General features: G+C 70.0%; 19 protein-coding genes. 5 read left to right on the forward strand and 14 right to left on the reverse strand.

Going from position 1 to position 24537, the window contains the following annotated elements; all coding sequences use genetic code 11:
• Positions 1 to 57: 57 nt before the first annotated feature.
• The 3 genes from AWX74_RS18350 to AWX74_RS18360 all read right to left on the reverse strand — a co-directional run bounded on the left by AWX74_RS18350 (position 58) and on the right by AWX74_RS18360 (position 3059).
• Positions 58 to 1299, reverse strand: coding sequence for an IS256 family transposase (locus tag AWX74_RS18350; RefSeq protein WP_091278262.1), 1242 nt, complete (start codon positions 1297 to 1299; stop codon positions 58 to 60).
• Between the two features lie 277 nt (positions 1300 to 1576).
• Complete coding sequence (locus AWX74_RS18355; RefSeq protein WP_091278265.1) at positions 1577 to 2308, reverse strand: TNT domain-containing protein; 732 nt, start codon at positions 2306 to 2308, stop codon at positions 1577 to 1579.
• A 160-nt stretch (positions 2309 to 2468) separates the two neighbouring features.
• Complete coding sequence (locus AWX74_RS18360; protein ID WP_091278266.1) at positions 2469 to 3059, reverse strand: NADPH-dependent FMN reductase; 591 nt, start codon at positions 3057 to 3059, stop codon at positions 2469 to 2471.
• A 902-nt stretch (positions 3060 to 3961) separates the two neighbouring features.
• Here AWX74_RS18360 and AWX74_RS18365 point away from each other — a divergent pair.
• Entirely contained in the window at positions 3962 to 4879 is a 918-nt protein-coding gene (locus AWX74_RS18365) for an NADP-dependent oxidoreductase (protein ID WP_091278268.1), read from the forward strand.
• A 162-nt stretch (positions 4880 to 5041) separates the two neighbouring features.
• Here the strand turns inward: AWX74_RS18365 and AWX74_RS18370 are convergent, their stop codons facing one another.
• The gene (locus tag AWX74_RS18370) at positions 5042 to 6244 is read right to left on the reverse strand and encodes an amidohydrolase family protein (protein WP_091278270.1); all 1203 of its coding nucleotides are present in this window, start codon (positions 6242 to 6244) and stop codon (positions 5042 to 5044) included.
• 358 nt (positions 6245 to 6602) lie between these two features.
• Here AWX74_RS18370 and AWX74_RS18375 point away from each other — a divergent pair, with 358 nt between their 5' ends.
• Both AWX74_RS18375 and AWX74_RS18380 read left to right on the forward strand, forming a co-directional pair.
• Entirely contained in the window at positions 6603 to 8066 is a 1464-nt protein-coding gene (locus AWX74_RS18375; RefSeq protein ID WP_091278272.1) for an FAD-binding oxidoreductase, read from the forward strand.
• A gap of 152 nt (positions 8067 to 8218) precedes the next feature.
• Positions 8219 to 11746 (forward strand): ATP-binding protein, encoded by a 3528-nt coding sequence (locus tag AWX74_RS18380; RefSeq protein WP_091278592.1) that lies wholly within the window; start codon positions 8219 to 8221, stop codon positions 11744 to 11746.
• On the opposite strand, the gene AWX74_RS18385 is transcribed toward AWX74_RS18380, so the two are convergent.
• The 9 genes from AWX74_RS18385 to AWX74_RS18425 all read right to left on the reverse strand — a co-directional run bounded on the left by AWX74_RS18385 (position 11727) and on the right by AWX74_RS18425 (position 20969).
• Positions 11727 to 12020: an EthD family reductase gene (locus tag AWX74_RS18385; protein ID WP_091278274.1), complete on the reverse strand. Its 294-nt coding sequence runs from the start codon at positions 12018 to 12020 to the stop codon at positions 11727 to 11729. The two genes, AWX74_RS18380 and AWX74_RS18385, sit on opposite strands and share 20 nt — an antisense overlap.
• Positions 12021 to 12071: 51 nt before the next feature.
• Positions 12072 to 12848 (reverse strand): VOC family protein, encoded by a 777-nt coding sequence (locus tag AWX74_RS18390; protein ID WP_091278276.1) that lies wholly within the window; start codon positions 12846 to 12848, stop codon positions 12072 to 12074.
• A 69-nt stretch (positions 12849 to 12917) separates the two neighbouring features.
• Entirely contained in the window at positions 12918 to 14003 is a 1086-nt protein-coding gene (locus AWX74_RS18395; protein WP_091278278.1) for a Rieske 2Fe-2S domain-containing protein, read from the reverse strand.
• 151 nt (positions 14004 to 14154) lie between these two features.
• On the reverse strand, positions 14155 to 15135 hold the full coding sequence (locus AWX74_RS18400) for an amidohydrolase family protein (protein ID WP_311984670.1): 981 nt from the start codon (positions 15133 to 15135) through the stop codon (positions 14155 to 14157).
• Positions 15136 to 15444: 309 nt separating this feature from the next.
• Positions 15445 to 16158: a TetR family transcriptional regulator gene (locus tag AWX74_RS18405; protein WP_226931151.1), complete on the reverse strand. Its 714-nt coding sequence runs from the start codon at positions 16156 to 16158 to the stop codon at positions 15445 to 15447.
• A 486-nt stretch (positions 16159 to 16644) separates the two neighbouring features.
• Positions 16645 to 16986, reverse strand: coding sequence for an indolepyruvate ferredoxin oxidoreductase subunit alpha (locus tag AWX74_RS18410; protein ID WP_006540958.1), 342 nt, complete (start codon positions 16984 to 16986; stop codon positions 16645 to 16647).
• 542 nt (positions 16987 to 17528) lie between these two features.
• Positions 17529 to 18284: a 5,6-dimethylbenzimidazole synthase gene (gene bluB / locus AWX74_RS18415; protein WP_242666305.1), complete on the reverse strand. Its 756-nt coding sequence runs from the start codon at positions 18282 to 18284 to the stop codon at positions 17529 to 17531.
• A gap of 50 nt (positions 18285 to 18334) precedes the next feature.
• Positions 18335 to 19483 (reverse strand): thiolase family protein, encoded by a 1149-nt coding sequence (locus AWX74_RS18420; protein WP_006540956.1) that lies wholly within the window; start codon positions 19481 to 19483, stop codon positions 18335 to 18337.
• A 331-nt stretch (positions 19484 to 19814) separates the two neighbouring features.
• Positions 19815 to 20969: an acyl-CoA dehydrogenase family protein gene (locus tag AWX74_RS18425; RefSeq protein WP_091278284.1), complete on the reverse strand. Its 1155-nt coding sequence runs from the start codon at positions 20967 to 20969 to the stop codon at positions 19815 to 19817.
• 129 nt (positions 20970 to 21098) lie between these two features.
• Between AWX74_RS18425 and AWX74_RS18430 the strand changes: the two genes are divergently transcribed.
• Together AWX74_RS18430 and AWX74_RS18435 are read left to right on the forward strand one after the other, a co-directional pair.
• Complete coding sequence (locus AWX74_RS18430; RefSeq protein WP_165615680.1) at positions 21099 to 22058, forward strand: AraC family transcriptional regulator; 960 nt, start codon at positions 21099 to 21101, stop codon at positions 22056 to 22058.
• A gap of 34 nt (positions 22059 to 22092) precedes the next feature.
• The gene (locus AWX74_RS18435) at positions 22093 to 22518 is read left to right on the forward strand and encodes a VOC family protein (protein WP_054568740.1); all 426 of its coding nucleotides are present in this window, start codon (positions 22093 to 22095) and stop codon (positions 22516 to 22518) included.
• Between the two features lie 49 nt (positions 22519 to 22567).
• On the opposite strand, the gene AWX74_RS18440 is transcribed toward AWX74_RS18435, so the two are convergent.
• The gene (locus AWX74_RS18440) at positions 22568 to 24385 is read right to left on the reverse strand and encodes a carboxylesterase/lipase family protein (protein ID WP_091278597.1); all 1818 of its coding nucleotides are present in this window, start codon (positions 24383 to 24385) and stop codon (positions 22568 to 22570) included.
• Between the last annotated feature and the right edge of the window lie 152 nt (positions 24386 to 24537).

Genomic DNA, 24537 nt, shown 5'->3' on the forward strand with positions numbered 1-24537 from the left:
GGTCACGTCCGGGGGCGTGGTGTACGGAGAGTGACTCCGCGTGATCCTGATGGAAGGTTATGCGGCGAGGGCTTCGGGCGTCACGCTGATCTCGGGTGTGTCGGATGGGTTGTTCGCGGCGTCGACTTTGGCGAGGACTTCCACACCGAAGTAGCGGTGGGTTTCGATCCACTCGTCGTGCTGTTCAGCGAGAACCGCGCCGACGAGACGTATGATGGCTCCGCGGTCGGGGAAGATGCCCACGACGTCGGTGCGTCGCCTGATTTCCTTGTTCAGGCGTTCCTGCGGGTTTGAGGACCAGATCTGCCGCCAGATCTCCCGTGGGTAGGCGGTGAACGCGAGCAGGTCTGCTTTCGCTTCGGAGAGATGTTCCGCGGCACGAGGAAGTTTTTCGGTGAGCCCGTCGACGACCCGGTCGAACTGGACGACGACCTCGTTCGCGTCGGCCTGATCGAAGATTGTTCTCACGACGGTGGCGACCCAGGGCTGCGACGATTTCGGTGTGAGGACGAGGAGGTCTCGCAGGTAGTGGGTACGGCATCTCTGCCACGAGGCGCCGGGCAGGGTCGCTCCGATCGCGTTGACCAGGCCGCGGTGGGCGTCGGAGGTCACCAGGCGCACCCCGGACAGGCCCCGGGCGACCAGGCCGCGGAAGAACGCCAGCCAGCCGGCGCCGTCCTCGCTGCTCACGACGTCCAGGCCGAGGATCTCCCGGTGCCCGTCGCCGTTGACCCCGACGGCGAGCAGACAGTGCACGTTGATCACACGGCCGCCCTCGCGGACCTTCATCGTCAACGCGTCCGCCTGCACGAACCGGTACGGACCGGCGTCCAACGGTCTCGACCGGAACGCCTCGACCTGGCCGTCGAGATGCTTCGCCAGCTCGGACACCTGTGACTTCGAGATGTGCGCCACCCCGAGCTGCTCGACGAGTTTGTCGACCCGGCGGGTGGACACCCCGAGCAGATACGACGTCGCGACGACCGAGATCAGTGCCTGTTCCGCCCGCCGGCGGCGTGTCAGCAGCCATTCCGGGAAGTACGACCCGGCCCGCAGCTTCGGAATCGCGAGATCAAGTGTTCCGGCCCGGGTATCCCACTCGCGCGGCCGGTAACCGTTACGGCGATTCGTGCGATCCGGTGATATCTCGCCGTATTCAGCGCCACAGGCACTGTCCGCCTCGGCGCTCATCAACGCCTCCGCGAACGCCTTCACCATCGAGCCCAGCAGATCAGGACTCGCCGCCAGCAGTTCCTTGCCGAGCCCTTCGGCATCGGTCACAGTCGGACGCACGGCCATCGCGTATCTCCTCATCGAGTCGCTTTCGCAGGTTTCTCGTGAGGATCACGCGGTGGTCGCTCTACGTCACGAACTGCCACGCCGGCGAGTCGCTAGACGATCACGATCCGTACACCACGTCCGTGGACTCCACTGGACGCGGCGACCCGGCAGACGCGGCGGACCCGCTCCGGGCCCTGGACAGCGACAGGCCGGCGCCGGTGAACCGAGGAAGTGCTGTCGTTTCACCGGCGCCGGCCCACCAGCGCTCTATCAGAGGTTTCGGTTCAGGAGCCGTCTAGAGGGTGCGCCGGTCCACGACCGGTACCTCGACGATGTACTGCTTTTCGAGCAGCTTCTCGATGCGCAGGTTTCCCCCCGTCTCGTCACAGGTGGTCGTCCCCTTGAATTCCGGGATGAGTATGCAGACCGTCTGGTACTGCAGGCCGTTCCCGGGCTGGTCGAACCATGGCCGGATTGGGCCGGAATAGACGTCGAACGGCTTCAGCACCTGGTAGACGTGGTAGTTGCACCCACCCGGGTTCGTGGTGTCGTCGAGGTTCGACGGCGGGAGCGATCGTGCGTCGTAGTCGGTTCCACGCGGGGAGAGGAAACTTCCGCCTGGCAGGCCGAAACGGTCGATCAACTGACCTGGAACCAGGGTGGTTGTAGTCCGGACCTGCGTTCCGTCGGGCCTGAGATAGTAACCATCCTTCGGCGGGTAGACCCAGAATCCATCAATTCCAGGGAAATAGGGCTTGGAGGGTAGCGACGGATCCCACCAGGTACCGAGGAACTGCCGGATCGAGTGTCCTCCGGTACGTTCGTAGTCGTCGAGTTCCTTCGCCACCGAGCCGACATACGGCAGTTTGGCCGGGCCGAGGCGGGGATCGTTCCGCAGATCGGCCTTCGAACACTGGTTGAAGGGCTTGGTCAGGGGCTCGGTGGCTGCATCTGCCACGCCCTGCGCCGAAGCGGCGAACAGCAGCCCGCCGGCGGCCAATGACATGAGCGTTCTGCGAAAGAACACCTGCTTCTCCCGTGGCTTCTGGAAATCAATATGCGGCCACGGAGAGTAGCCAGCGGATCTGGGCTTTCGCGGACACGGCCGGGTTGCGGTACTGCGCCGCGTGTCGCCTCTTATGGGCGCCGGATCGGGAACCGGATCTTCGGGCGGGTCGAAGGCGTGGTCAGAACTTGTACGGGGTTCGGATTCGGGCCTCCTTCAGCGCGGTTGCCCACCACCGCAGCTCGTCGAGCATCGTCCGGGCCGCCGTGTTGGCGCCTTCGGCGTCGCGCGGAGATCCGTCCGAGTCGAAGCGCTCCCAGGCCCCGTGGAAGCTGACCACATCTCGAATGGTGACCGCGTGCAGCTCCGCGAAAACCTGGCGCAGATGCTCCACGGCACGCAGGCCGCCGGACAGCCCGCCGTAGGAGACGAAGCCCACCGGCTTGGCCTGCCATTCGGTGTAGTGCAGGTCGAGGAGATTCTTCAGTGGAGCCGGGAAGCTGTGGTTGTACTCGGGGGTGATGACGACGTATGCATCCGCGGCGTCGAGCTGGCGGGTCACCGCCGTCAGCTCGTCGGTTTCCGCCCCGCGCGGGGAGCCCAGCCGTTCCGGCAGGCTGGTCTCACCCAGGTCGAGGACGGTTGTCGTCATCGATTCGTCGCCGGCGGTCTGACGCAGGAACCACTGCGCCACGACCGGGGCGAAACGCCCCACCCGGTTGCTTCCGATGATGACGGTCAGGTTTACCGGCTGTGCTGGCGCACTGGTCATGAGAATAATCCCCGCATCTCGCTGGCCCCGCATTCGTCGGGGTCTGCTCCGAAAACCTAGAACCTCAAGTCGAGTTGAGGTCAAGCTCCAGCACCCGGAAACCGCGGAAAGTGTTGTCCGGTTCCGTCCAGCGCGGGTGAAACTGCCAGAGGGCGGGATTCTGATGTACCCTGTCCCGCTTCCGCACCTTCACCGTGGCGCCGAGCCGGTCGCCGTGCCACAGCGGGACAGCCAGTACGGACCCATGAACAACGGCAGTAGCGCGACACCCACACACACACACGAGCACCAGCATCGCGCGGCGACCCGAAGCCGCGGCTGCTGCCGGGCAGGAGCTGAGGATCGTGGTCGTCACGGGCCCTGGGAGCCAGGGAGCCAGGGAGCCAGGGAGCCTGTAGCAGAGTCCTGAGGAGAGGCGGATCCGGACCACCAGCCTGGGCTTGGCGGAGTCGCGCTGATGGAACGCGCATTCCACCCACGGCCACCCATCGAGGATCTCGCACCGCCGCACAGCACCCGCGATTCACCGCAAGAGGGGCAAAAGGGGCGTAGGCGCGCCTGACGGCCCGCAAGAGTGAAGGATTTTGGTCGTTGGAACGACCAAAATCCTTCACTCTTGCGACTCACCAAACCGGGCTACCGGCGCCACCGGGGGTCCGGGGGGCCGGCCGCGTTCGTGGAGTGCGAACCGCCGCGCACCAACTACCGATCTTGTGCCGCTATGCCGTCCGTCGCCTGCTCACCATCGCCTGGACGTCGCCCCGCAACGGCTCTTGACCTCAACCTCGCTTCAGCCGACAGGCTGGCCGGCACCGGCATGGCGCGTCCTCGTGCCTGCGATGCCGGCCCGACTGAACGGCCCGACTGAACGGCCCGACTGAATCGGAAGGTGTTGGTAGGCGATGAAGGCTGCCGCGTTCGTTACTCCCGGTCCGCCCGAGGTGCTGCAGGTGATGGATCTGCCCAGACCAGAGCCAGGCGCCGGCGAGGTCCGGGTCCGGGTGCGGGCGGCCGGGGTCCAGCCCGTCGACCTGTCGGTCCGCCAGGGGCGGATGCCGATGGGTGTCGAGGCGACGCCGGGCCCGATGGTGCCCGGCAACGAGTTCGCCGGAGTCGTCGACGAGGTCGGGGCCGATGTCACGGACGTCGCCGTCGGCGCCGAGGTGCTCGGGTTCCGCGTCCTGGGCTGCTACGCGGAGCAGGTGGTCGTCCCGGCCAGCCAGATCGTCCGCAGGCCGGCGGCGCTGCCCTGGGAGATCGCGGGTGGGCTGTCCGGCGCCGGGCAGACCGCCCACACCGCGGTCGAGCTTCTCCGTGTCGCCGCCGGCGACACGGTCCTCATAAATGCCGCCGCCGGGGCGGTCGGCACGGTGGCGGTGCAGCTCGCCAGGCTCGCCGGCGCGACGGTGATCGGGACGGCCAGCCCGGCCAACCACGACTACCTGCGCGCCCTGGGGGCGATCCCGGTCGCCTACGGCGACGGTCTGGTCGAACGGGTCCGCGCGGTAGCGCCCGGCGGCGTCGACGCGAGCCTGGACGCGGCCGGTGCCGACGGACTGCGTGCCGCGGTGGAGCTCGTCGAGGACCGGGGCCGAATCGGGACGATCGTCGCCTTCGACCTCGTGCAGGAGCTGGGCGTGCGGTGGCTGGGCAGCCAGCGGTCAGCGGCCCGGCTCGCCGACCTGGTCGAGTTGTACGTCACGGGGCGGCTGCGGGTCGAGCTGCGCCGCGCCTATCCGCTGGAGCAGGCCGCGGACGCCCATCGCGAGGTCGCGACCGGGCACGGCCGGGGCAAGGTCGTGCTGACGCTGCCATCCTGAGCAGGCCCGAGCCGTCCTGAGCCTCCTGCGCCCTGCTGGTGGGCGGCGGACGCCGCTGCGCTGGTGGGCGGCGGACAAAAGCCTGCCGCCCCGGCGGACCTCGTTGTCCGGCCGGGGCGACAGGCTTCGTGCGGAGAACAGACTTTCAGAGAGAACGGCTGCTCAGACGGTGGCGGGAAGCTTCAGCGCCGTGGCGAGGTTGCCGCCCATGATCTTGGCCTTGTCCTCCCTGGACAGCCCCTCAAGATCGTCCATGTAGGAGAGCGGGTCGGACAGGCCCTCGGCGTGCGGGTAGTCGGAGCCGAACACAACCCGGTCGACGCCGACGAGGTCGATGAGGTACTTCGTGTTCTCCTCGAAGAACGGGTGGATCCAGATGTTGCGCTTGAGCACCTCGATCGGGTCCTCGTCGTAGAGCTTGGGGCTCTTGGCGTAGGACTCGCCGGCGGCCTCGATGAACGGGCGGACCCAGCCCGACCCGTTCTCGACCGGCAGGATCCGCAGCTGGGGGAAGCGGGTGAGCAGCCCGTGCCCGATCAGCGAGGTCACCGTGTCGAAGATGCCCCGGTGCTGCTTGTGCATGATGTCGGTGAAGGCGCTCGGCGTGGCGAACGGCAGGTGCTCACCGTCCTGCCGGCCCTCCCACATGTTGTAGTACCGGGTCAGGCCGTCATCGGACGAGTGCAGGCCGACGGTGATGTCCGCCTCGACGACCTTCTTCCAGAACGGGTCGAACTCCGGCAGCGCGAACGAGCGGAAGCCCTCGAAGCCGGGCACCGGCGCCGGACGGATCAGGATGATCTTGGCGCCCCGCTCGACGATCCACTCGAGCTCCTTGATCGCCTCGCTGACGATCGGCAGAGTGATCACGGGAGTCGCGAAGATGCGGTTCTCGTAGTTGAAGGTCCACTGCTCGTGCATCCACTGGTTCAGCGCGTGGACGACGATGTGGGTGGCCCGCGGGTCGTCCCGCAGCCGGTCCTCCAGCAGGCTCGCCAGCGTCGGCCACATGATGGCGCGGTCCAGGCCGAGCTCGTCCATCAGCTTGAGCCGGGGCTCCGGCGCGAAGAAGGCCTCGGGCGAGCGAATCGGCTTGCCCATGAGCTCCCGGGTCGACTTTCCCTCCGGGTTGCCGTTCTTGAAGTAGTCCTCCCAGGCACCCGGCCGCGCCACGACATTGAACGTCGGGTTGGGGATGTACTCGGAGATCACACCCCGAACCGCGATCTTGTCGCGCCCGTTCACCTGCACGTACTTGATCAGGCCTTCGTGTTCCTTCGGCAGGTACTTCGTGAAGGCGTCCACTGTCTCGTACATGTGGTTGTCCGCGTCGAAGACAGGGAAGTCGACGTCCGACCTGGGCATGACTACCTCCGTACGCCGGCTGACCGGCACCGGCTCGACGCCGTGAGGCAGTCACAGGACTCCCCCGGCGAGGCCTCCGTGGGATGGATGCGCCCACCCCAGAACATCATTCTCGATGTTGCCTCACGCTAACACTTATTGACTTCGACGTCAAAATCGCTTGACCTGGGGCAACGGGCGGCGGAGCGACCAGCGGCGAACGTCACCCTGGCCGATCGCAAGTGGCGTGGCGGCCAGCCGCAAGCGCCGTCTTGGCTGGCCGCAAGCGCCTCTCAGGCAGCCGCAGGAAAGGCCCAAGCGCCGGACCACACGCTGATTCCCGTCCAGCCCGGCACCCACCCCGCCAGACGGAGGCGTCATGTCCACGCTCACGCCCGACTACTCGTCCCACGACCTGCCCCACGTTCACGACGTGACCGAGGGCCTGGCCCCGGTACTGCCCCTGGCCGACCTCGCGGCCGTGGTCCGCGGGGAGGTCGCCCTGCCCGGCAGCGAGGCCTACATCCAGGCCGCCACGCCATGGAACGTCGCGGTCGTGTCCACGCCGGCGGCGGTCGTCATCGCCTCCGACGCGGCCGATGTGGTCGCCGCCGTGGTCTTCGCCAACACGCACGACCTGAACATCGAGGTGCGATCCACCGGACACGGCGCACTCGAGCTGCTCGACCGGAGCCGCCCCACGCTGCTCGTGCACACCGGCCGCCTGGTCGAGATCGTCATCAACCCGGTCACCCGACGGATCCGGGTCGGCGCCGGCGTGCGCTGGCAGCAGGTCCTCGACGCGGCCGCCGGGCACGGGTTCGGCGCGCTCGCCGGCTCCTCCCCGAACGTCGGCGTCGTCGGCTACCTCACCGGCGGCGGGCTCTCGCCGGTGGGCCGCAGCTTCGGCTTCGCCAACGATCTGGTGACCGCCTTCGACGTCGTCACCGGTGACGGTGAGCTGCGGCGGGCCACCGCGACGGAGAACTCCGCCCTGTTCTGGGCGCTGCGCGGCGGCAAGGGCGCGCTCGGCGTGGTCACCGCCGTCGAGTTCGAGCTGCTGGACGTCCCGCGGATCTACGGCGGCTGCCTCTACTTCGATGGTGCCGACGCCGAGCGGGTCGTCGAGGCGTGGCGGGCCTGGACGGCGTCGCTGCCGGAGCAGGCGTCCACATCGCTCGCGATCCTGCGCCTTCCGGCGATGCCGGCGGTGCCCCCGCCGCTGGCCGGCCGATGCACCGTCGCGGTCCGCTTCGCCTGGGTCGGTGACCCGGCCGAGGGCGCCCGGGTGGCCGAGGCCATCAGCACAGTCGCACCCGTGATCTTCGGTGGGCTTGACGTGCTCCCGTTCAACGCCCTGGGAATGATCCATTCCGACCCGGTCGACCCGATGCCGACCCACGAGCGTGGCGTGCTGTTGCGGGAGCTGCCGGAGCAGGCGGTGCAGACCCTGCTGGCGGTGGCTGGCCCGCAGGCCGAGTGCCCCCAGGTGATCGTGGAGCTGCGGCTGCTCGGCGGCGCGTTCGCGCGCCCGCCGCGGGAGCCGAGTGCCGTCTGCCACCGGGATGCCGCCTACTCGCTGCTGACCATCGGCATCGCCGCGCCGCCGATCATCGAGGCCACCGCGGGACACGCCGCCGCGGTCATCGCCGCTGTCGCCCCGTGGTCTGACGGTGGCTCGACGCCGAACTTCGGTGCCAGCTCGGACCCCGCGATCGTCGCCCGTCAGTACGACCCGGCGACGCTGGCCCGGCTCGCCACCCTCACCGCGAGCTACGACCCGCATGCGCGCATGGTCGCCTCCCACGCGGTCCGCGCCGCCGCGGGGCTGGTCCAGTCCTGAGCCCGACAGGCCCGCGGGCAGCCCTCAACCGACGGACCGGCGCACGGTCCTCAAGCCGACCGACCGGCGGGCAGTCCGGAAGCCGACCGGGCAACCGGCCGTCCTGAAGCCGACTGGCCGTTCCACCATGCGTGACCTGGGCCGACGGCATCATGAGATTCGTGCCGTCCTACCGCCTGTTCGGGCCGATCGAGGTCATCCGCGAGGGTGACCCGGTCTCGTTCGGCGGGCCCAAGCAGCGGGCGGTCCTCGCCGCGCTGTTGCTGAACGCCGGCCGGGTGGTCTCCGTGGACCGCCTGGCCGACGCGGCCTGGGGCGACGATCACCCGCCGAGCATGCTCGCGAGCCTGCAGGCCCACGTCTCGAACCTGCGGCGGCTGTTGCGGGACGACGAGCACGCCACCTCACCCATCGTGCGCCGCACACCCGGCTACCTGATGGACGTCCCCGCGGACGAGGTGGACCTGCGGCTGTTCGAGCGGGCCTGCGGCCAGGCGCAGGCCGCCGTCGACGCCGGCGACTGGCAGCGCGCGCTGGAGGCCGCCGACCGTGCCACCGCACTGCGCCGGGGTCCGCTTCTCGCCGAGTTCGCCGACGAGCCGTGGGTCCGGCGCTCGGCGGACACGGTCGCGGAGCGCTGGCAGCAGTGCGAGCAGAACGCGGTGGTGGCGCTGCTCGGCCTCGGCCGGGTGGCCGCGGCCGCGCCACGATCGCGCCAGCTGCTGCTCGACACCCCCGGTTCGGAGGGTGCCTGCCGGCTACACATGATCGCTCTCTACCGGGCCGGGCGGCCGGCGGAGGCCCTGGAGGCGTTCGGCGAGCACGCTCGCCGGCTGGACGAGGATCTCGGCCTGGATGTCAGCCCGGCCCTGCGCGACCTGCAGGGCGCCATTCTGCGCCAGGACCCCGCCCTCGATCTCTGGCCCGGCCAGGCACCGACCGCACCGGCCGCACTCATGACCACGATCGCGACCGCGCCGACCACGCCGACCGCGCCCGCGACCACGACGGCACGGACCGTGATCACACCGACCGCGCCAACACCAACATCAACACCAACCGCAGCGGCAACGGCAACCACCACCACGGCTTCCGGCGCGCGGGCGGACCTGGTCGGCCGGGAGCATGAGATCTCCGCCCTGGACTCCGCCCTCGGCGAGGCGGCGGCCGGGGACGGTCGCTGGATCGTCCTCACCGGGCCAACCGGCATCGGCAAGAGCCGCCTGGCGCACGAGGCCGCCGTGATCTGGCGGCGCGCCGGAGGACTTCCCGTGCGGACCGGATGCCCCGACGACGAGGCGCTTCCTCCGTGGTGGCCGGTCCGCCAGCTGCTGCGCGAGCTCGGCGCGGAGCCGGACGACGTGCTGACCCCGCCGAGCGGTGTCGACGCGGACGCCGCCCGCTTCGTCGTCTACGACCGGGTCATCGAAGCCCTGACGGCCGCGGCTCGGACCAGCCCGCTGCTGCTTGTCATCGAGGATGTCCACTGGGCGGACCCGGCGTCCCTGCGGCTGTTGGCCCATCTCGCCGACGCCGGCCCGCGCCCGGGGATCAGCGTGGTCGTCACGGCGCGGGACGTCGCCGGCAGGCCCCCACTCGACCGGCTGCTCGCCGCGGCGGCCCGCCGGCACGGCTCGCGCCGGCTCGCCGTCCCGCCGCTGACCAGGGCCGAGGTGGTGCAGCTCGCGTGCCGGGTCAGCGGCCAGCAGATCGGCGCCGCCGAGGCCACCGAGCTTGCCGAGCGGACCGGCGGAAACCCGTTCTTCGTCTGCGAATACGCCCGCCTGCCCGCGCGGGAGCGGGCCGAGGGCACGATTCCGCTCGCGGTGCGGTCGGTGCTCGGGCAGCGCCTCGCCGGCCTGGACCCGGCGGTGCTGCAGGTGCTGCGCGCCGCCGCGCTCATCGGCGACACACTGGACATCGGCCTGCTGCGAGCCGTCACCCGGCTGGACCCCGACGCGCTCGCCGACATGCTGGACGAGGCCTCGGACGAGCATGTGATCGTGCCGGCGGCCGGCACCGGCCGGTACATGTTCGCGCATGCGCTGCTGCGCGACGAGGTCGTCGCCGGGCTCTCCAGCCTGCGCCGCCAGCGGCTGCACCTGCGGATCGCCGAGGAGCTCGACCCGGCCGGGGGCGGTGAGACGCTCAGCCGCCGGGCCGCGCATCTCGTGGCCGCCTGGCCACTGGCCCAGGCCCCGGACGTCCTCGCCGCCTGCCGGGCCGCCGCGCTCGACGCGGAACGGCGCTGGCAGTCGGAGGCGGCCGCGCGCTGGTGGGGCCAGGCACTCGCCATCGTCGACCAGAGCCCGCGCGATCTCGACGTCGACCGGGACGAGTTGCTGGTCGCCCAGGTGCATGCGCTCGCGCGGCACGGTCGCGGCCAGACGCTGCTCGACCTGATCGACGCCGGCCTGCTCGACGCGGTGCGCCGCGGGCGGCTCGACTCCGCCGGCCGCCTGGCCAGCGCGCTGCTGCGGACCACCGGGTGCTGGCCCTGGCCGGCCTACGGCGACGACCCGGCGCCGCTGCTGGCCCGCCTGGCCGGCCTGGAGACGCTGGTCACCGCTGATCCGGCGGCACACATCCGCGTTCTGGCGGCCCTCGCGGTCGGTAGCACCTACGACCCGGACAGTTCCGTTCCCGACCGGCTCAGCCGCCGGGCGATCGAGCTCGCCGAGCGCCTCGGCGACGACGAGTGCCTCGCGGACGCCCTGCTCGGCCGTGCACTCGCCTTCTCCGGCATCGCCGAACGGGCCACCGAGTCCCTCGAGCTGCTCACCCGGCTGGCGAAGGTACCCCACTCATCCGCCCAGATCGACCAGGTCATCGCGCACGGGCTGGGCTGCCTCGCGAAGATCACGTTGGGTGACCCGTCGGCCGCCGAGCAGGCGCGGCTCGGCGCGGTCGGCAGCGACCTGCTCCGGCTCCCCGCCACCCGGGTGCAGTTCCGGTGGGCGCAGGGCTCCCTCGCGCTCTGGCATGACGACGATCTGGCCGCCGCGGAGCGGACCTACGACCAGGCGTTCGCGTTGCACCGGGAGACGGAGCTGTATCAGAGCGGCGCCTACGACTTCGCCCGGCTGACCCTGCGCTGGGAACAGGGCCGGCTGCACGAGCCGGATGACCGGGTCTCCGGCGCTCCGCTCCCGCCGTGGGCCGTCGCGGTCATCGCCGCCGCGCGGGACGACCCGGCTGCCGACGAGCTGCTCGCCGCGGCGGTCACCGAGACCGGGCCGGTGACCTGGACGACCCATGGACGCCTGACGCTGCTGGCCCACGCCATCGCCGACCGCGGGCTGCGCGAGCACGCCGAGACGCTGACCACGCGGTTGGCACCGATCGCCGGCAACATCGCCAACCTGGGCCAGTGCGGGATGGCCGGCCCGGTCGCACTGGGTCTGGCCCGGCTCGCCGAGCTCACCGGTGACATCCCGGCCGCCCGTGCACACCTGCGGACCGCACTGGAGGTCGCCACGCGATCGCGAGGGGTGGGCGCGGTGTTACGCACTCGGCTTGAAGCCGCCCAGCTCGCCCGCCGGTGCGGCGAACCCGTCGACGAGGCCGGCCTTCGGGACCTCGCCGAACAGGCCGCGCGGCGCGGCATGATCGGCGTCGCCCGCGACGCGCACGAGCTGGGACTGTCGCTTCAGGCGACCATCAAACGACCACGTCACTGATCTGCAGGACCGGGACGATCGTCGTGTAGTTCTTGACGTCGCCGGTGATCTGGGCCGTCGCCTCCGAGGCCAGCGCCGTGTCGAGCGCCTCACGGGAGGAGAACGTGATGTGGACGGCGGCGACATGGGGGCCGGAGCTTCCCCGGTCGACGCGGACATCCTCCGGCTTCCACAGTTTCTCGCACAGCGGGATGTGGACGTCGCGATAGTAGTCGTGGTCGAACGTCTCGTCGGCACCGGCCGGGTAGAAGACGCTCAGGCGGGCTTGTGGCATGGGGCCACCTCCTGGAGTTGTCGGGAATGCGAAATGTGCGTCGGCGGGCGGTCAGTTCAGTTTCTGGACGAGTTCGACGAGGTAGCCGGCCGGATCGGTGAAGAACGCGATGATCGTCGGCCAGCGGTCAAGCCGGGTCGGCTCCATGACTGCCTCGCCTCCAGCTGCCAGTGCGGTTCGGTAGAGCCCCTCGCAGTCGTCGGTGTTGAGATAGCGCTTCCAGAACCCGTTGCCGTGCTCGATCGGGACGCCGTCCTTCTGCTGGGCCAGCTGGATCAGCCCGCCGCGCCCCGGGGCCTCGACGATTGCTTCCAACGCCTCGGGAACGTCCGTCCGGCTGGTGCAGGTCAGTCCGAGCTTCTCATGGAAGGCGACCGCGGCGTCCAGATCGGGGACGTTGATGCAGTACTGGCCCAGCCAGGGTTCATCGGCCGGCGAGCCCTCGGGCCAGGGATGACGCTCGACGAACTCGACCAGACGACCATCCGGGTCGCGAACGAAGGCGATCGTCACCGGCCAACGCTCCGTCCGCTCCGGCTCGGTCACCACTTCGGCCCCCGCCGCCACCGCCCGTTTGAACGTCCCAGCGATGTCCGGAGTGTTGACGTACAGCTTCCACAGTGCCGTGCCGAGCGCGACCGGCCCCTGCTGCGCCTTCTGCTGGGCGATCTGGAAAAGCCCTCCGGTGGCCGGATTCTGCATGATCGCCTCGAAGGCGTCGGGAATCTCGGTGCGGCTGGTGTTACGCAGCCCGATCGCGCTCCACCAGGCGACGGACCTTTCCAGGTCCTCGACATTAAGGCAGTACTGGCCAACCCAGGTGCTCACGATTCCACCTTTCGAGTTCTCAAGGAAAAGGACAGCAAAACCACTGCGGGCGGCGAGGGCCGGGCACCGTCAACGGAGCCGGCGGTCGCCTTCGGGCCAGGAATAGAACTGCTGGCACCAGCGGCGCTGCTCGGTGACGGCCCGTTCGGAGGGGCGGAGCACCGGCGGATCCTTGAAGATCTTGTTTTCCCAGATCGGCAGGTCCTGGCTGACGCCGGCGGTGAAGCTGTCCGCCGCCGCTTCGGCGGCGTCCTCGCCGAGCGATCGCGGCGAGGTGAAGATCCATCGGACGTGCACGTTCTCCTCATCGATCGGGGTGGTCGAGGAGATGAACGTCGTGTAGCCCTTCACGCGCAGAACACCGAGGCCGAGTCCGAAGCCCTCGCGTACGAAGTTGCCATCCATCCCGACCGAGCGCTTGTAGTGCCCGTCGATGTGGAACTCCTCCTCCGGAACCGCCTGCATGCCGTGCACGTACAGGAAGTGCGGGGTGTCGACGTTGTTCTCGGCCATCTCCTGGCAGCAGGTCGCGACAGTGATGTCCTTGACGACGATCGGCAGCCAGTCCGGGTCGTGGATCTCCGGCACCTCGGGCACCTCGTAGAAGGGCTCCTTACCCTCCAGGTGGTGCCAGGCCCAGATCATCTTGTTGCGTTCGACCACCGGGTAGGAGCGCGCGGCGGCCGTCTTCGGGATGTAGGGGTTGTCGTCATAGGGCACCTCGACACACGCACCGCTCGCACCGTCGAATCGCCAGCCGTGGAACGGGCACTGCAGGCTGCCGTCGACGACCTTGCCGCCGACACCGAGGTGCGCGCCCAGATGCGGGCAGTAGGCGTCGAACAGATACGGCGTGCCGTCGGTGCCGCGGAAAAGCACCAGGTCCTTGCCGAAGTAGAACAGTGTCTTCGTCCGGCCCGGCTCGATCTCGTCGGCCCGGGCGACGACGAACCAGCCGTTGGGGACGGGGAACGGGAAACGCGGCCCGCGCTCCCGGCGAACCAGGGTGCGCCGGGACTGGTCATAAAGAGTGTCCGGCCGCAGCGGCATCGGTAGGCCGGTCAGGTCCGCCGCGGACGTCGTGAGCTCCGCGGAGAGCTCGTAGGTACCGGTCAGGCCGGATCGGTTGGCCCCGGCCTCGCTGGAGAGCGTCATGTACTGCCTCCCATGAGGTCACGCAAGGAGACTGGATGGGGTTTGGATAATGTATTCGATACTGGATCAAGAACGGTTCGTGATGCCGGCGCTCACGGCCGGGATTGCCGTCACGCACGCTCGCCGGGTGCGATCGACCGGCGGATTCTGGTCAGGTGCCGGGTAGCGGGTCGCCCATCCGGGCGAAACAGTCGGCGATGTTGCCGCCGAGGAAAGACCGGCGGGTCGCCTCATCCAGTTCGCCCAGGGCCGGGCCGTACAGGTCGATCGGGTCGGCGTTGCCCTCGCCGTGCGGGTAGTCCGACGAGAAGACGAGCATGCCGGGTAGCTGCGGCATCCAGCGGCCGAGTACATCACGGTCACCGACGCCGATGAGAGGCGAGGCGCGGACGTGGTGGCGGAGCATCTCGACGGGCGAGCGGTCGAACGGCCACCGGCCGGCGGAGCCGAGGCCCTCACACCGAGTGAGCAGGAACGGAAGCCAGCCGACCTGCAACTCCTCCGTCAGTATGGTGAGGTTCGGGTGGCGGCCGAGCGCCCCGCCGTACAGCATCGCGGTGATGAACAGCTCCGCGGCCTGGTGGTTCATGCAGTTGGCGTAGCGGAAGAACCCTCCGACACCGACACCGCTTTCCGTCCAGCCCGCGTTCCCCCACCCGGAGAAGGCGGTCGGGGCGTTGCCGATATGGAGAACGGCGATCATTCCGAGATCCGTCGCCGCTGACCAGACCCGGTCCCAGTCCGGATGGGCCGGCGACATCCCGTTCACCGGCTCGGCGCGTGCCCAGAACGCCCTGCTGCCCCGTGCGCGCATCCGGGCCAGCTCGACGACGGCACCGTCGAGGTCGTTCCAGTTCAGCATTGTTACCGGCATGAGCCGGTCGGTGTGGCCGGAGAGCCGGTCAGCGAGAAAGTCGTTGAGCAGGCGCACCAGCTGGGACCGGTCACCGTCCAGGTATCTGGGGAGGCTGGCGTAGACACCCGGGTTGACAAGCGCCGCGTCGATCCCAACCCGGTCCATCCAGGCGAGCCGTTCCGCGGCACTCGCGGACGGGAACTTCGGGTCGACCGACGCGGCCGGATCAACCGCTGCGGACGTATACGAACGGTTCGCTGGCGGACTGTACAGCAGAAGCGCCTCGTCACTCGGCCGCGAATCGGCCGAGTCGCCTCGCGCAGATCGTGGGTGAGCGCCTCGGCTACATACCGCCGCGCGGTCGGGAACTGGTCCGCATGGGCCCGTAAGGGATGGTCTTCGGCAGTGAAAGCAACTTCGAAATGGGTGTCAACATCCAGCACGAAGGTGTCACGACCAATGATTTTTCCGGTGGCCTTTACTTCGTCGACCGCAGTCATTCCATATGCCTCTTTCTTTTACCATGGACTCCGGGGCCACGAACCGATACCCAAAGGGGGAACGTCGGCGCGGCGGGATTACAAATCAATTCTCATCCAGATACGAACAGTCCTGCTGGATGACAGCGAAGGCCGCCCGCAGGTCTTCCACGGGAGAACGGTTGGCTCCCGCGGCCAGCCATCTGTCGGTGCCCAGCCGGAGGGCGCACAGCACGCTCCCGACCACGATGCGCGAGCGGAAGAGATCGACGTCCGGCGTGGCGAAACGCGGCGCGATCTCCCGCGCGATGGTGGTCTCCCAGTCCACATATCTGGCGCTGGCATGTGCCAGCACCGCAGGGAACTCCGCGCGCAGCTGGCCGTCGAGAACCGCGATGTCGCGCTGCGCCTCCCAGCCCTCCTGCGCCACCAGGAAGGCGTTACACAGCGCGGTGAAAGGCCCCTCCTCCGGCGGGCGCGCCCTGATCGCAGCCAGCGCGTTCTGAAGGTGCCCCTGGTGTGCGCCGGTGACGAAGCAGCTCTCCTTCGAGTCGAAATAGCGGAAGAAGGTCGACCGGCCGATCTCTGCCCGCGCGCAGATGTCCTCGACCCGGACCGCCGCGAGGCCGCGCTCCCTGACGAGGGCAACCGCCACCCGGGCGACGTGCTCGACGGAGCGTTCCTTCTTCAGGGCGCGCAGCGATTTCCTCGGCGCGAACGTCGTTCCCGGGGCCGCCGCCTCGGTCGTCACGCCCTGCCCGCTCGTCATGAGCCCCTGATCGCTGCCGCTCAGCGTGGCACCTCCACCCTCACGTCTCATGTGGGACTCTGTCTCACATGGGAATTCGTGTCAACTGGGTTGAGGTGCCAGCCGTCTGCCCGAGGGCAGCTCCAGGCGCGGGGAAAGCCGGGCATGCCAGCTACCTCGGCGACCGCCGACGAGACGGCGCGGGCGAGTTCGGTTAACTCGGCCAGGAAGTCAGCCCGGACGCCCCGCTGGCCGGGCGGGGGAGCACGGCCGGCCGGCCGATCCGCAGGTCACCACGAAATGCCGGCTCAAGCTGGGGCGATGTAAGCCGACCAGCGGCTGGCGGTGGTCAGGCTGAGCCGGTTTGGGCATAGCAGGCCAGGGCGAAAATGGTCGTACCGGTGAAGACGGGCAGCGGGACGGATGCGTGATCGGGCCGTACGCGAGCGGGCCGCGCACCCCGGGACACGAGTGCACGAAGCGACCCGGGGACACGAACACCCGAACACACGCTCAGTGGCTACGGCAGGCCGGACCAGGCTCCCGCTGCCCGTCAGGTCACTTCTTGAAGTTGGCGACGAATTCCGAGTCGGCGTCGATCTTTCCGACCTTGGCCGCGCCGCCCGGGTCGTCACCGATCGGCTCGTCACGCCCGGGCAGGGTCTCGGAGAAGAAGAGCTCCTCGCTCCTGATGAACTCCTGCTCCTCCTCGGGCACCATCTCGTCGAGCATTGCCGCTCCGACCGGACACCGCAGCGCGCACGCCCCACACTCGGTGCATTCGTCGGGGTTGATGTACATCTTGCGCCCGCCGGTGTAGATGCAGTCGGCGGGGCATCCGCCGTCGAGGCAGGCGCCATCCTTGACGTCGATGCACGCGGAGGTGATCACAAATGGCATGACAGAATCGTCTCCAATCAGCCGCACAATGCGTCGGCAAGCCGGGCCACGGCGGATCCGCGACCCACTGCCAACACACCTCGGCCGCCCCGACCGAAATGGGATCGACTCCGGCGAACCCGCATAGATTATTGGCGGGGGCTTGTCACACCGACGCTTCCCACGGTAAACGGCGGGTAACGAAGAAAAACGGCCGTGCCACTCAGATGATTTCCTTTTCCCGGACCACGGGAAATATGTTCGGATCTCGGCTCGGATAAAGTTATCCTCGCCTGAATCGGCTAGGCCGGGCGCGACAACCGGGAAGATCCGCCTGCGGCCACGGTACCCGAACGGCACTGGGAAGGCGGAGTGAATACGCCGACGGGTGCCGCATCGGGTGCCGCGACGGTGCCGACAGGCCCGCGGAACCGGCCCGTGCGACCCTCGCACCGTCCGGTACAAGGGTCGCCCCGGCTCAGGCGTGGCCCACGCTCCGGCTCAGGCGGCTGTGTCACCGACCTCGTCGAAGCCGACCGGCGCCAGGAGCCCGCCCCGCGCGACTACCAGCGCTCGTGGCGGATCACGACATCCAGCGGACGGCGGGCCGCCCATCCGTGCCGTTCCAGGTCGGGTGTGGTCTCCAGGTGGCTCACAGGACCGACGCACAGCCAGGCCACCGGGCGCACCCGCTCGGGTATGCCGAGCAGGTCGCGCACGAACTGCTCCCGATAGAACGAGACCCAGCCGACCCCGAGGCCCTCCGCGGTCGCGGCCAGCCACAGGTTCTCGATCGCCAGGCACACCGAGTACAGGCCGGCGTCCGCGATCGTGTTGCGGCCGAGTACCGCCGGTGCCCCGCGGTCCTGGTCATACGTCACGACCACGGAGAGGGTCGACTCCAGCACTCCGTCAATCTTGATCGGCGCGAACCGCTCCGCACGGTCGCCGGTGAGCGTCGCGGCGAAACACCCGCGCTCCTCGCTGACGTGCGCATGCATGGCAGACCTGGTCTCCTGGTCCTCGACCAGGATGAAATCCCACGGTTGGGTGAGCCCCACGCTGGGCGCGCTGTGCGCCGCGCCGAGGATGCGGTGCAGCGCGCCCGGCGGCATCGGCTCACCGGTGAACTGCCCGCGGACGTCCCGCCGCTGCCGGACGACCTCATAAAGGCCGGCCGCAACGGGCGGAACGGCGGGCGGGGTACGGGAAGGCCCCGGCCCATCCAGGGCCGGCGACGGATCCAGCGATGGATCCGTCGTCGGATCAGGCGTCGGATCCGACGGCTGATCGGACCACATCGAAAACGACGACATCACGACGGTTGCGCTCCACTCCGGCGAATCGGGTCAGGGATCCGCAGGTGTGATCAGTTCGCGACGAGCTCCACGATCGCGGCGTTGGCGGTGCCGCCACCCTCGCACATCGTCTGCAGGCCGTAGCGGATGCCGTTGTCCCGCATGTGGTGAGCGAGCCGCGTCATCAGGATCGCGCCCGAGCCGCCGAGCGGGTGCCCGACCGCGATGGCCCCGCCCAGCGGGTTGACCAGCTTCGGGTCGGCGCCGGTCTCGGCGAGCCAGGCGAGCGGAACCGAGGCGAAGGCCTCGTTGACCTCGAACGCGCCGATGTCGCCGATCGACAGGCCCGCGCGGGCGAGCACCTTCTCCGTCGCCGGGATCGGGCCGGTGAGCACCAGCAGCGGGTCGGAGCCGGCGACCGCGGCGCTGTGGTAGCGCACGATCGGCTTCAGGCCCAGCTCACGTGCCCGCTCGGGGGTCGTGACCAGGAGGGCCGCCGCGCCGTCGGAGATCTGCGAGGAGTTGCCCGCGTGGATCAGGCCGTCCTCACGCGCGACCGGCTTGAGCTTGGCGAGCTTCTCCGGGGTGGTGCCGCGGCGCAGCCCCTCGTCGACGGTGAACGGCCCGGACTCGGTGGGAACCGCGAACGTCTGCTGCTCGAAGGCGCCGGCATCGATCGCCGCGGCGGCCCGCTCGTGGCTCAGCGACGAGTACTCGTCCAGCTGCCAGCGGGTGAAGCCCCACTGCTCGGCGATCCGCTCGGCGCCGACGATCTGGTTGAAGTCCGAACCGTCGTACCGAGCCTTCGCCGCCGGCCCGTACGGCTCGCCCATCTGGCGGGACGCACCGAGCGGCACGCGGCTCATCGACTCGACACCGCCGGCCACGACCAGATCCTGCTGACCGGCCATGACGGCGAACACGGCCTGGTCGAGCGCCTGCTGGCTGGAGCCACAGGCCCGGTTCACCGTCACCGCGGGGACGGACTCGGGCCACCCGGCCGCAAGCACCGCGTACCGGCCGACGTTGCTGGACTGGTCACCCAGCTGGGTGACACACCCCCACTGGACGTCGTCGACGAGAACGGGGTCGATCCCGGTCCGGCTGATCAGCTCGTTGAGCACCATCGCCGCAAGATCCACCGGGTGCACGCCGGCCAGGGAACCGTTGCGCTTGCCAATCGGCGTACGCACCGCCTCGACGATCACTGCTTCCCGCACGGCCGTCCCTCATTTCTCGTCCCGGTGCGTCGGCGCGCCCGTGGCGATCGGCGCCGAGCCCGCGCCATGTCGAACGATCGGTTGATCGACTGATCGACTGATCGACTTGATCGTTCCGTCGTTCGATCGATGTGTCAGCTTGCCGGCCGATCGGCTTGTCGGCATTCTGCCCGTTCCACCTGTTCCGCCGGCATGCCAACGGTGCCACAGTTCGACGTCCGATGTCCCGGTTGCACGGCCCGTCCCGGCGCCCACGGTGACAAGAGGCACATCACGGCGCACCGCGGCGCCCGGGCTCCGGCCCGGTCTCGCTCGGGGTGCCGGCTCGCGCTCAGGTGTCGAGGCCGCCCCGCCGGATGAGCTGGCCGACGATGACGTTGCGCTGGATCTCGTTCGTTCCCTCGCCGACGATCATCAAAGGCGCGTCCCGGAAGTACCGCTCGACGTCGAACTCGGTCGAGTAGCCGTAGCCGCCGTGGATGCGCACCGCGTTCAGTGCCACCTCCATCGCGGTCTCGGACGCGAAGAGCTTGGCCATGCCGGCCTCCATGTCACAGCGTTCGCCGCTGTCATGGCGGCGGGCCGCGTACAGGAGCAGCTGACGGGCCGCGGTGATCTTCGTGCCCATGTCGGCGAGGTAGTTGCCGATCGACTGGTGCCGCCAGATCGGCTGGCCGAAGCTCTCCCGTTCCTGCGCGTATCGCAGCGCGTCGTCGAACGCGGCCCGCGCGACGCCGGTGGCCCGCGCGGCGACCTGGATTCGCCCGATCTCCAGCCCGGTCATCATCTGGGTGAACCCGTGCCCTTCGACACCGCCCAACAGGGCGGTGGCCGGCACCCGTGCGTCGTCGAAGACCAGCTCGCAGCTCTCGACGCCCTTGTAGCCCAGTTTGGGGAGGTCCCGCGACACCGTGTAGCCCTCCACCCGCTCGACCAGCAGGATGCTCATCCCGCGGTGCGTCGGGGTCGCGGCCGGATCCGTCCGGCACAGCAGTGCCACGAGGCCGGACCGGCGCGCGTTGGTGATCCAGGTCTTCGAGCCGTTGATCAGATAGCCGTCGCCGTCGGCCCGCGCGACGGTCCGCATCGCCTGCAGGTCGGAGCCACCGCCGGGCTCGGTGAGCGCCATGGTCGCCCGCAGCGCCCCGGTCGCCATCGACGGCAGGTAGCGCTCCTTCTGCTCGTCGGTGCCGAACGTCGAGATCAACTTGGCGACGACGCTGTGCCCGCCCATCGCCCCTGCCAGGCTCATCCAGCCGCGGGCGAGCTCCTCGGTGACCATCGCGTAGCAGGGTGTGGAGACCTTGCCGAAGCCGTACGGCTCGGGAACCGCCAAGCCGAACACCCCGAGCTCCTTCATCTGCTCGATGAGCCGCTCGGGGTAGGTGTTGGCGTGCTCCAGCTCCCGCACCACCGGCCGCACCTCGCGGTCGACGAAGTCACGAACGGTGGCGACGATCGCCTGCTCTTCGGACGACAGCTCCATCCAGCGAGTCTTTCGCACCATCGCGCCGCGCCGCGCCGCCACGCGACCGATGCGACAGATGTGCCGGTCCCGGGCCGACCGGACGTCGACACTGAGGCGGTGGCGCAGGAGCGGGTCGGGCAGGAGCCTGTGGAACAGGTCGATGAGCATGTCCGGGTCGCCCCGGCACCGGGCCTGCGTCCCTATGTGGCCTGGTACAGCGGCTACCGCCAGCGCGGGCTTCCCCCCGCGGTGCACCGCGGCCTGCCGTCGCCGGCCCTGACCCTGATCTTCACACTGGACGAGCCGCTGGTGCTGCTCGATCCGCCCGGTGCCGGCGCGCGGCGGCGCAGCTTCGACTCCCTGATCGCCGGGCTGCACACGGCGCCCGCGCTGATCACCCACCAGGGAGCCCAGTCCGGCGTCCAGCTCGCGCTGCGCCCCCTCGGCGCGCGGGCGCTGCTCGGGCTGCCCGCCGGCGAGCTGGCCGCGCTCGACCTTCCAGCTGATGCCGTTCTCGGCGGCGCCGGCCGCCGGATGTCGGATCGCCTGCGGGAGGCCCGCGGATGGCCCGGGCGGTTCGCCGTTCTCGACCAGGAGCTCACCGGCCTCGTGCGGGCCGACCGACCACGCGCCGGACGGTTCGGAGAGGTCGGACGGGTCGGGCAGATCGGGCGGGAGGCGCCTGCCGAGCTGCGCCACGCCTGGAACCTGCTTCGGCGGGGTCACGGCAATGTCCCGATCGCGGTGATCGCCGCCGAGGTCGGCTGGAGCACCCGGCATCTGAGCGACCGCTTCCGCGTCGAGCTCGGCCTCACCCCGAAGGCCGCCGCTCGGGTGATCAGGTTCGACCGGGCCAGGCGGCTGCTCGTCAGCCGGGACCGTCGCTGGCGGCTCGCGGATCTGGCCGCCGAGTGCGGCTATTTCGACCAGGCGCATCTCGCTCGTGACTTCCGTGCCCTCACCGGGTGCTCGCCGAGCGGATGGCTCGCCGCGGAGTTCCGAAACGTCCAAGCCGACGGCTACGGGTTCGACGAATCCTTGGACGGGCCCGGTCGGTCCAGTCCTGGGACCGGAACCGGGGCCGGGGCCGGGACCGGGACCGGCTGACCACCATCACCGCACGGAAGGACATCCCACGCACATGAGCGACACCCGCGACACCGCGCCGTCTCCCCAGGTCTGGCCCTGCCTGCGCGCCCGAGACGCCCGGGCACTGATCGACTTTCTAGCCGCGGCCTTCGGTTTCGAGGAGGTCGTCTGCTACGGCCCCGACGGTGCCGACGGCCGCGTCGACCACGCCGAGCTCGCCTGGCCGGAGGGTGGCGGGATCATGCTCGGCTCGATCCGCGACGACGCCGACACGTTCGCCCTGCCGCCGGGAGCGTTCGGCGCCTATGTGGTCACCTCGGATCCGGACGCCCTGTGTGAACGGGCCCGGGCCGCGGGTGCGCAGATCACCGCCGAGCCGCACGACACGGACTACGGGTCGCGCGACTTCGCCGCCCGCGATCCCGAAGGCAACCTGTGGTCCTTCGGGACCTACCGCGGCGCCGCCCGCAAGGCCTGACCGTCCCGCGCAGAGCCTGACGTCCCGCAGAGCCTGACCGTCCCGCGCCCTATTTCCAGAAGTCGCAGTGGTGCTCGGCCTCGTAGCCGGGGCGGGCCTCGATCGTGCCTGGTTCCAGCACCAGCCGGTCCGGGGTCGTCGCGGTTCGCGGCACCGGCCAGGCGGGCCAGGTCGGCAGCGTCCGGAGGGCGCCCTCCCCCTGGCCTCCGGACGAACCGGCCCGGGAGGCCACGTTCGGATCACCGGTGGCGGCGAAGCGCGTCCAGTAGGTGAGCATCGCCGCGGACAGCTCGCGCTCAGCCGCCGTCGTCATCGTCGACGTCGACGATGACGCACGGTCTGGGAACAGATAGGTCATCTCGCCGGAATGAGTGGCGCCGGTGCCGTTGTCACTCAGGAGCGGGGCGAGGCCGGGGACGTCGAACTCGTACAGGAACGCCCGGGAGCCCGACCCGACCAGCAGATCCGCCGTGCGGGCGGTCGGGCAGGCGAACGACCGGTCGGTCATCACCTGGGCCAGGCGCTCCCGGGCCGAAACGGCGCCGGCCGGGTAGGCCGCGAGCACGGCGTCCGCCCGGTCCGGCAGCTGCTGGCGGATGATCTCGGCGTACCGCTCGGCGGTGAGCTTCTGGCCCGGGTCGTAGCTGACCGTGAAGGCACGCCCCTCGTCCCGCACCGTCCCGAGCAGGACCGGTACCCGGGCCGCCGAGCCGGCCGCGAGTGCCTGCTCGGGCGGGTGGGGGAGTGTGCGGCTTCCGGTAACGGGTGCCCATCTCGGGTCGGTCAGGACGTCGGCCTGCCCACCGGCGGCCATCAGCCGGTCGACGGGGACGGCCCGCAGGCAGCTCAGGACGGTGGCGGCGTCGGTACAGCCCATCTGCGCGGCGAACTCCGCGCCGGTCCGCTCCGCGGTGGCCATGGTCGGCAGCGGCCACAGACAGGGTCCGCTCTGCAGCAGAGCGTGTTGGAACAGGCCGCGTGCGGACGGTGCGGCCAGCAGCGTGCAGGCGTTCACCGAACCCGCCGACTCTCCGAAGATCGTCACATTGCCCGGGTCACCGCCGAAGGCGGCGGCGTTGTCCCGGACCCAGCGCAGCGCGGCGATGAGGTCCGCCACGGCGTAGGAGCCCGCGTCACCGCCGGACTCGGTGTTCAACGCCGGCAGCGCGAGCTGCCCGAGCGCGCCGAGACGGTAGTTCACGCTGACGATCACCGCGGGGCCGGCCGCCGCGAGCGCCGAGGTGTCCAGTTGGTTCGCGGTGCCGGTCGTGAAGCCACCGCCATGGATCCACACGAGTACCGGGCGGCCCGCACCGGCCTCGGGGGTCCCGCTCGGGCCCGAGGTCCGCTGCGCTGCCTGCTGTGCCCGCGCAACGGCGCCGGGCGTGGTGGTCACGTTCACGAACAGGCAGTCCTCGGCGGCACCGCCGACGGCCAGCTCGCCGGACTGCGGGCAGGGATGGCCGCGCACCGACCCGTCCCGGGTGCCCTGCCAGGTCTGCGGCGCGGCGGGCGCGCGCCACCGCAGGTCTCCCACCGGCGCGGCCGCGTAGGGCAGGCCGAAGAAGGAGACGACGTCGCCGCCGTGGACTCCGCGCACCCGGCCGCCCGTGGTCGTGACGACGACCGGCGCGGAGCTCGAACCCGCACCGCCGCGTTCCGTTCCCGGCACGGTGTGCTCCTGGGAACCGTCACCGCAGGCTGGGCAGAGCAGCGCGACGAACGCGAACAGCACCAGGAGCAGTAGCGAGCGCGGCAGGTGCGGCCGGCGTGGCAGGGGCGGCAGGGGCGGCCAGCCGGTGCGGACCGGCCGCGACCGCCGGCGCACCTGGTCCGGCGCGCACGACGCGTTCGATCCCCCCGTCATGACGGACAGCCTCACCGGCGCAGACGTCGAACGCAAGATCACCAACGTGCGACACGGTATATGCGGCTTTGTCCGCCGAGAAACGTACGAAACCGACGGATGACAGGGCTGCCATCCGTCGGTTTCGACAATGCGAATCGCCACCGCCCTCC

Source organism: Parafrankia irregularis (assembly GCF_001536285.1).
Lineage (GTDB): Bacteria > Actinomycetota > Actinomycetes > Frankiales > Frankiaceae > Parafrankia > Parafrankia irregularis.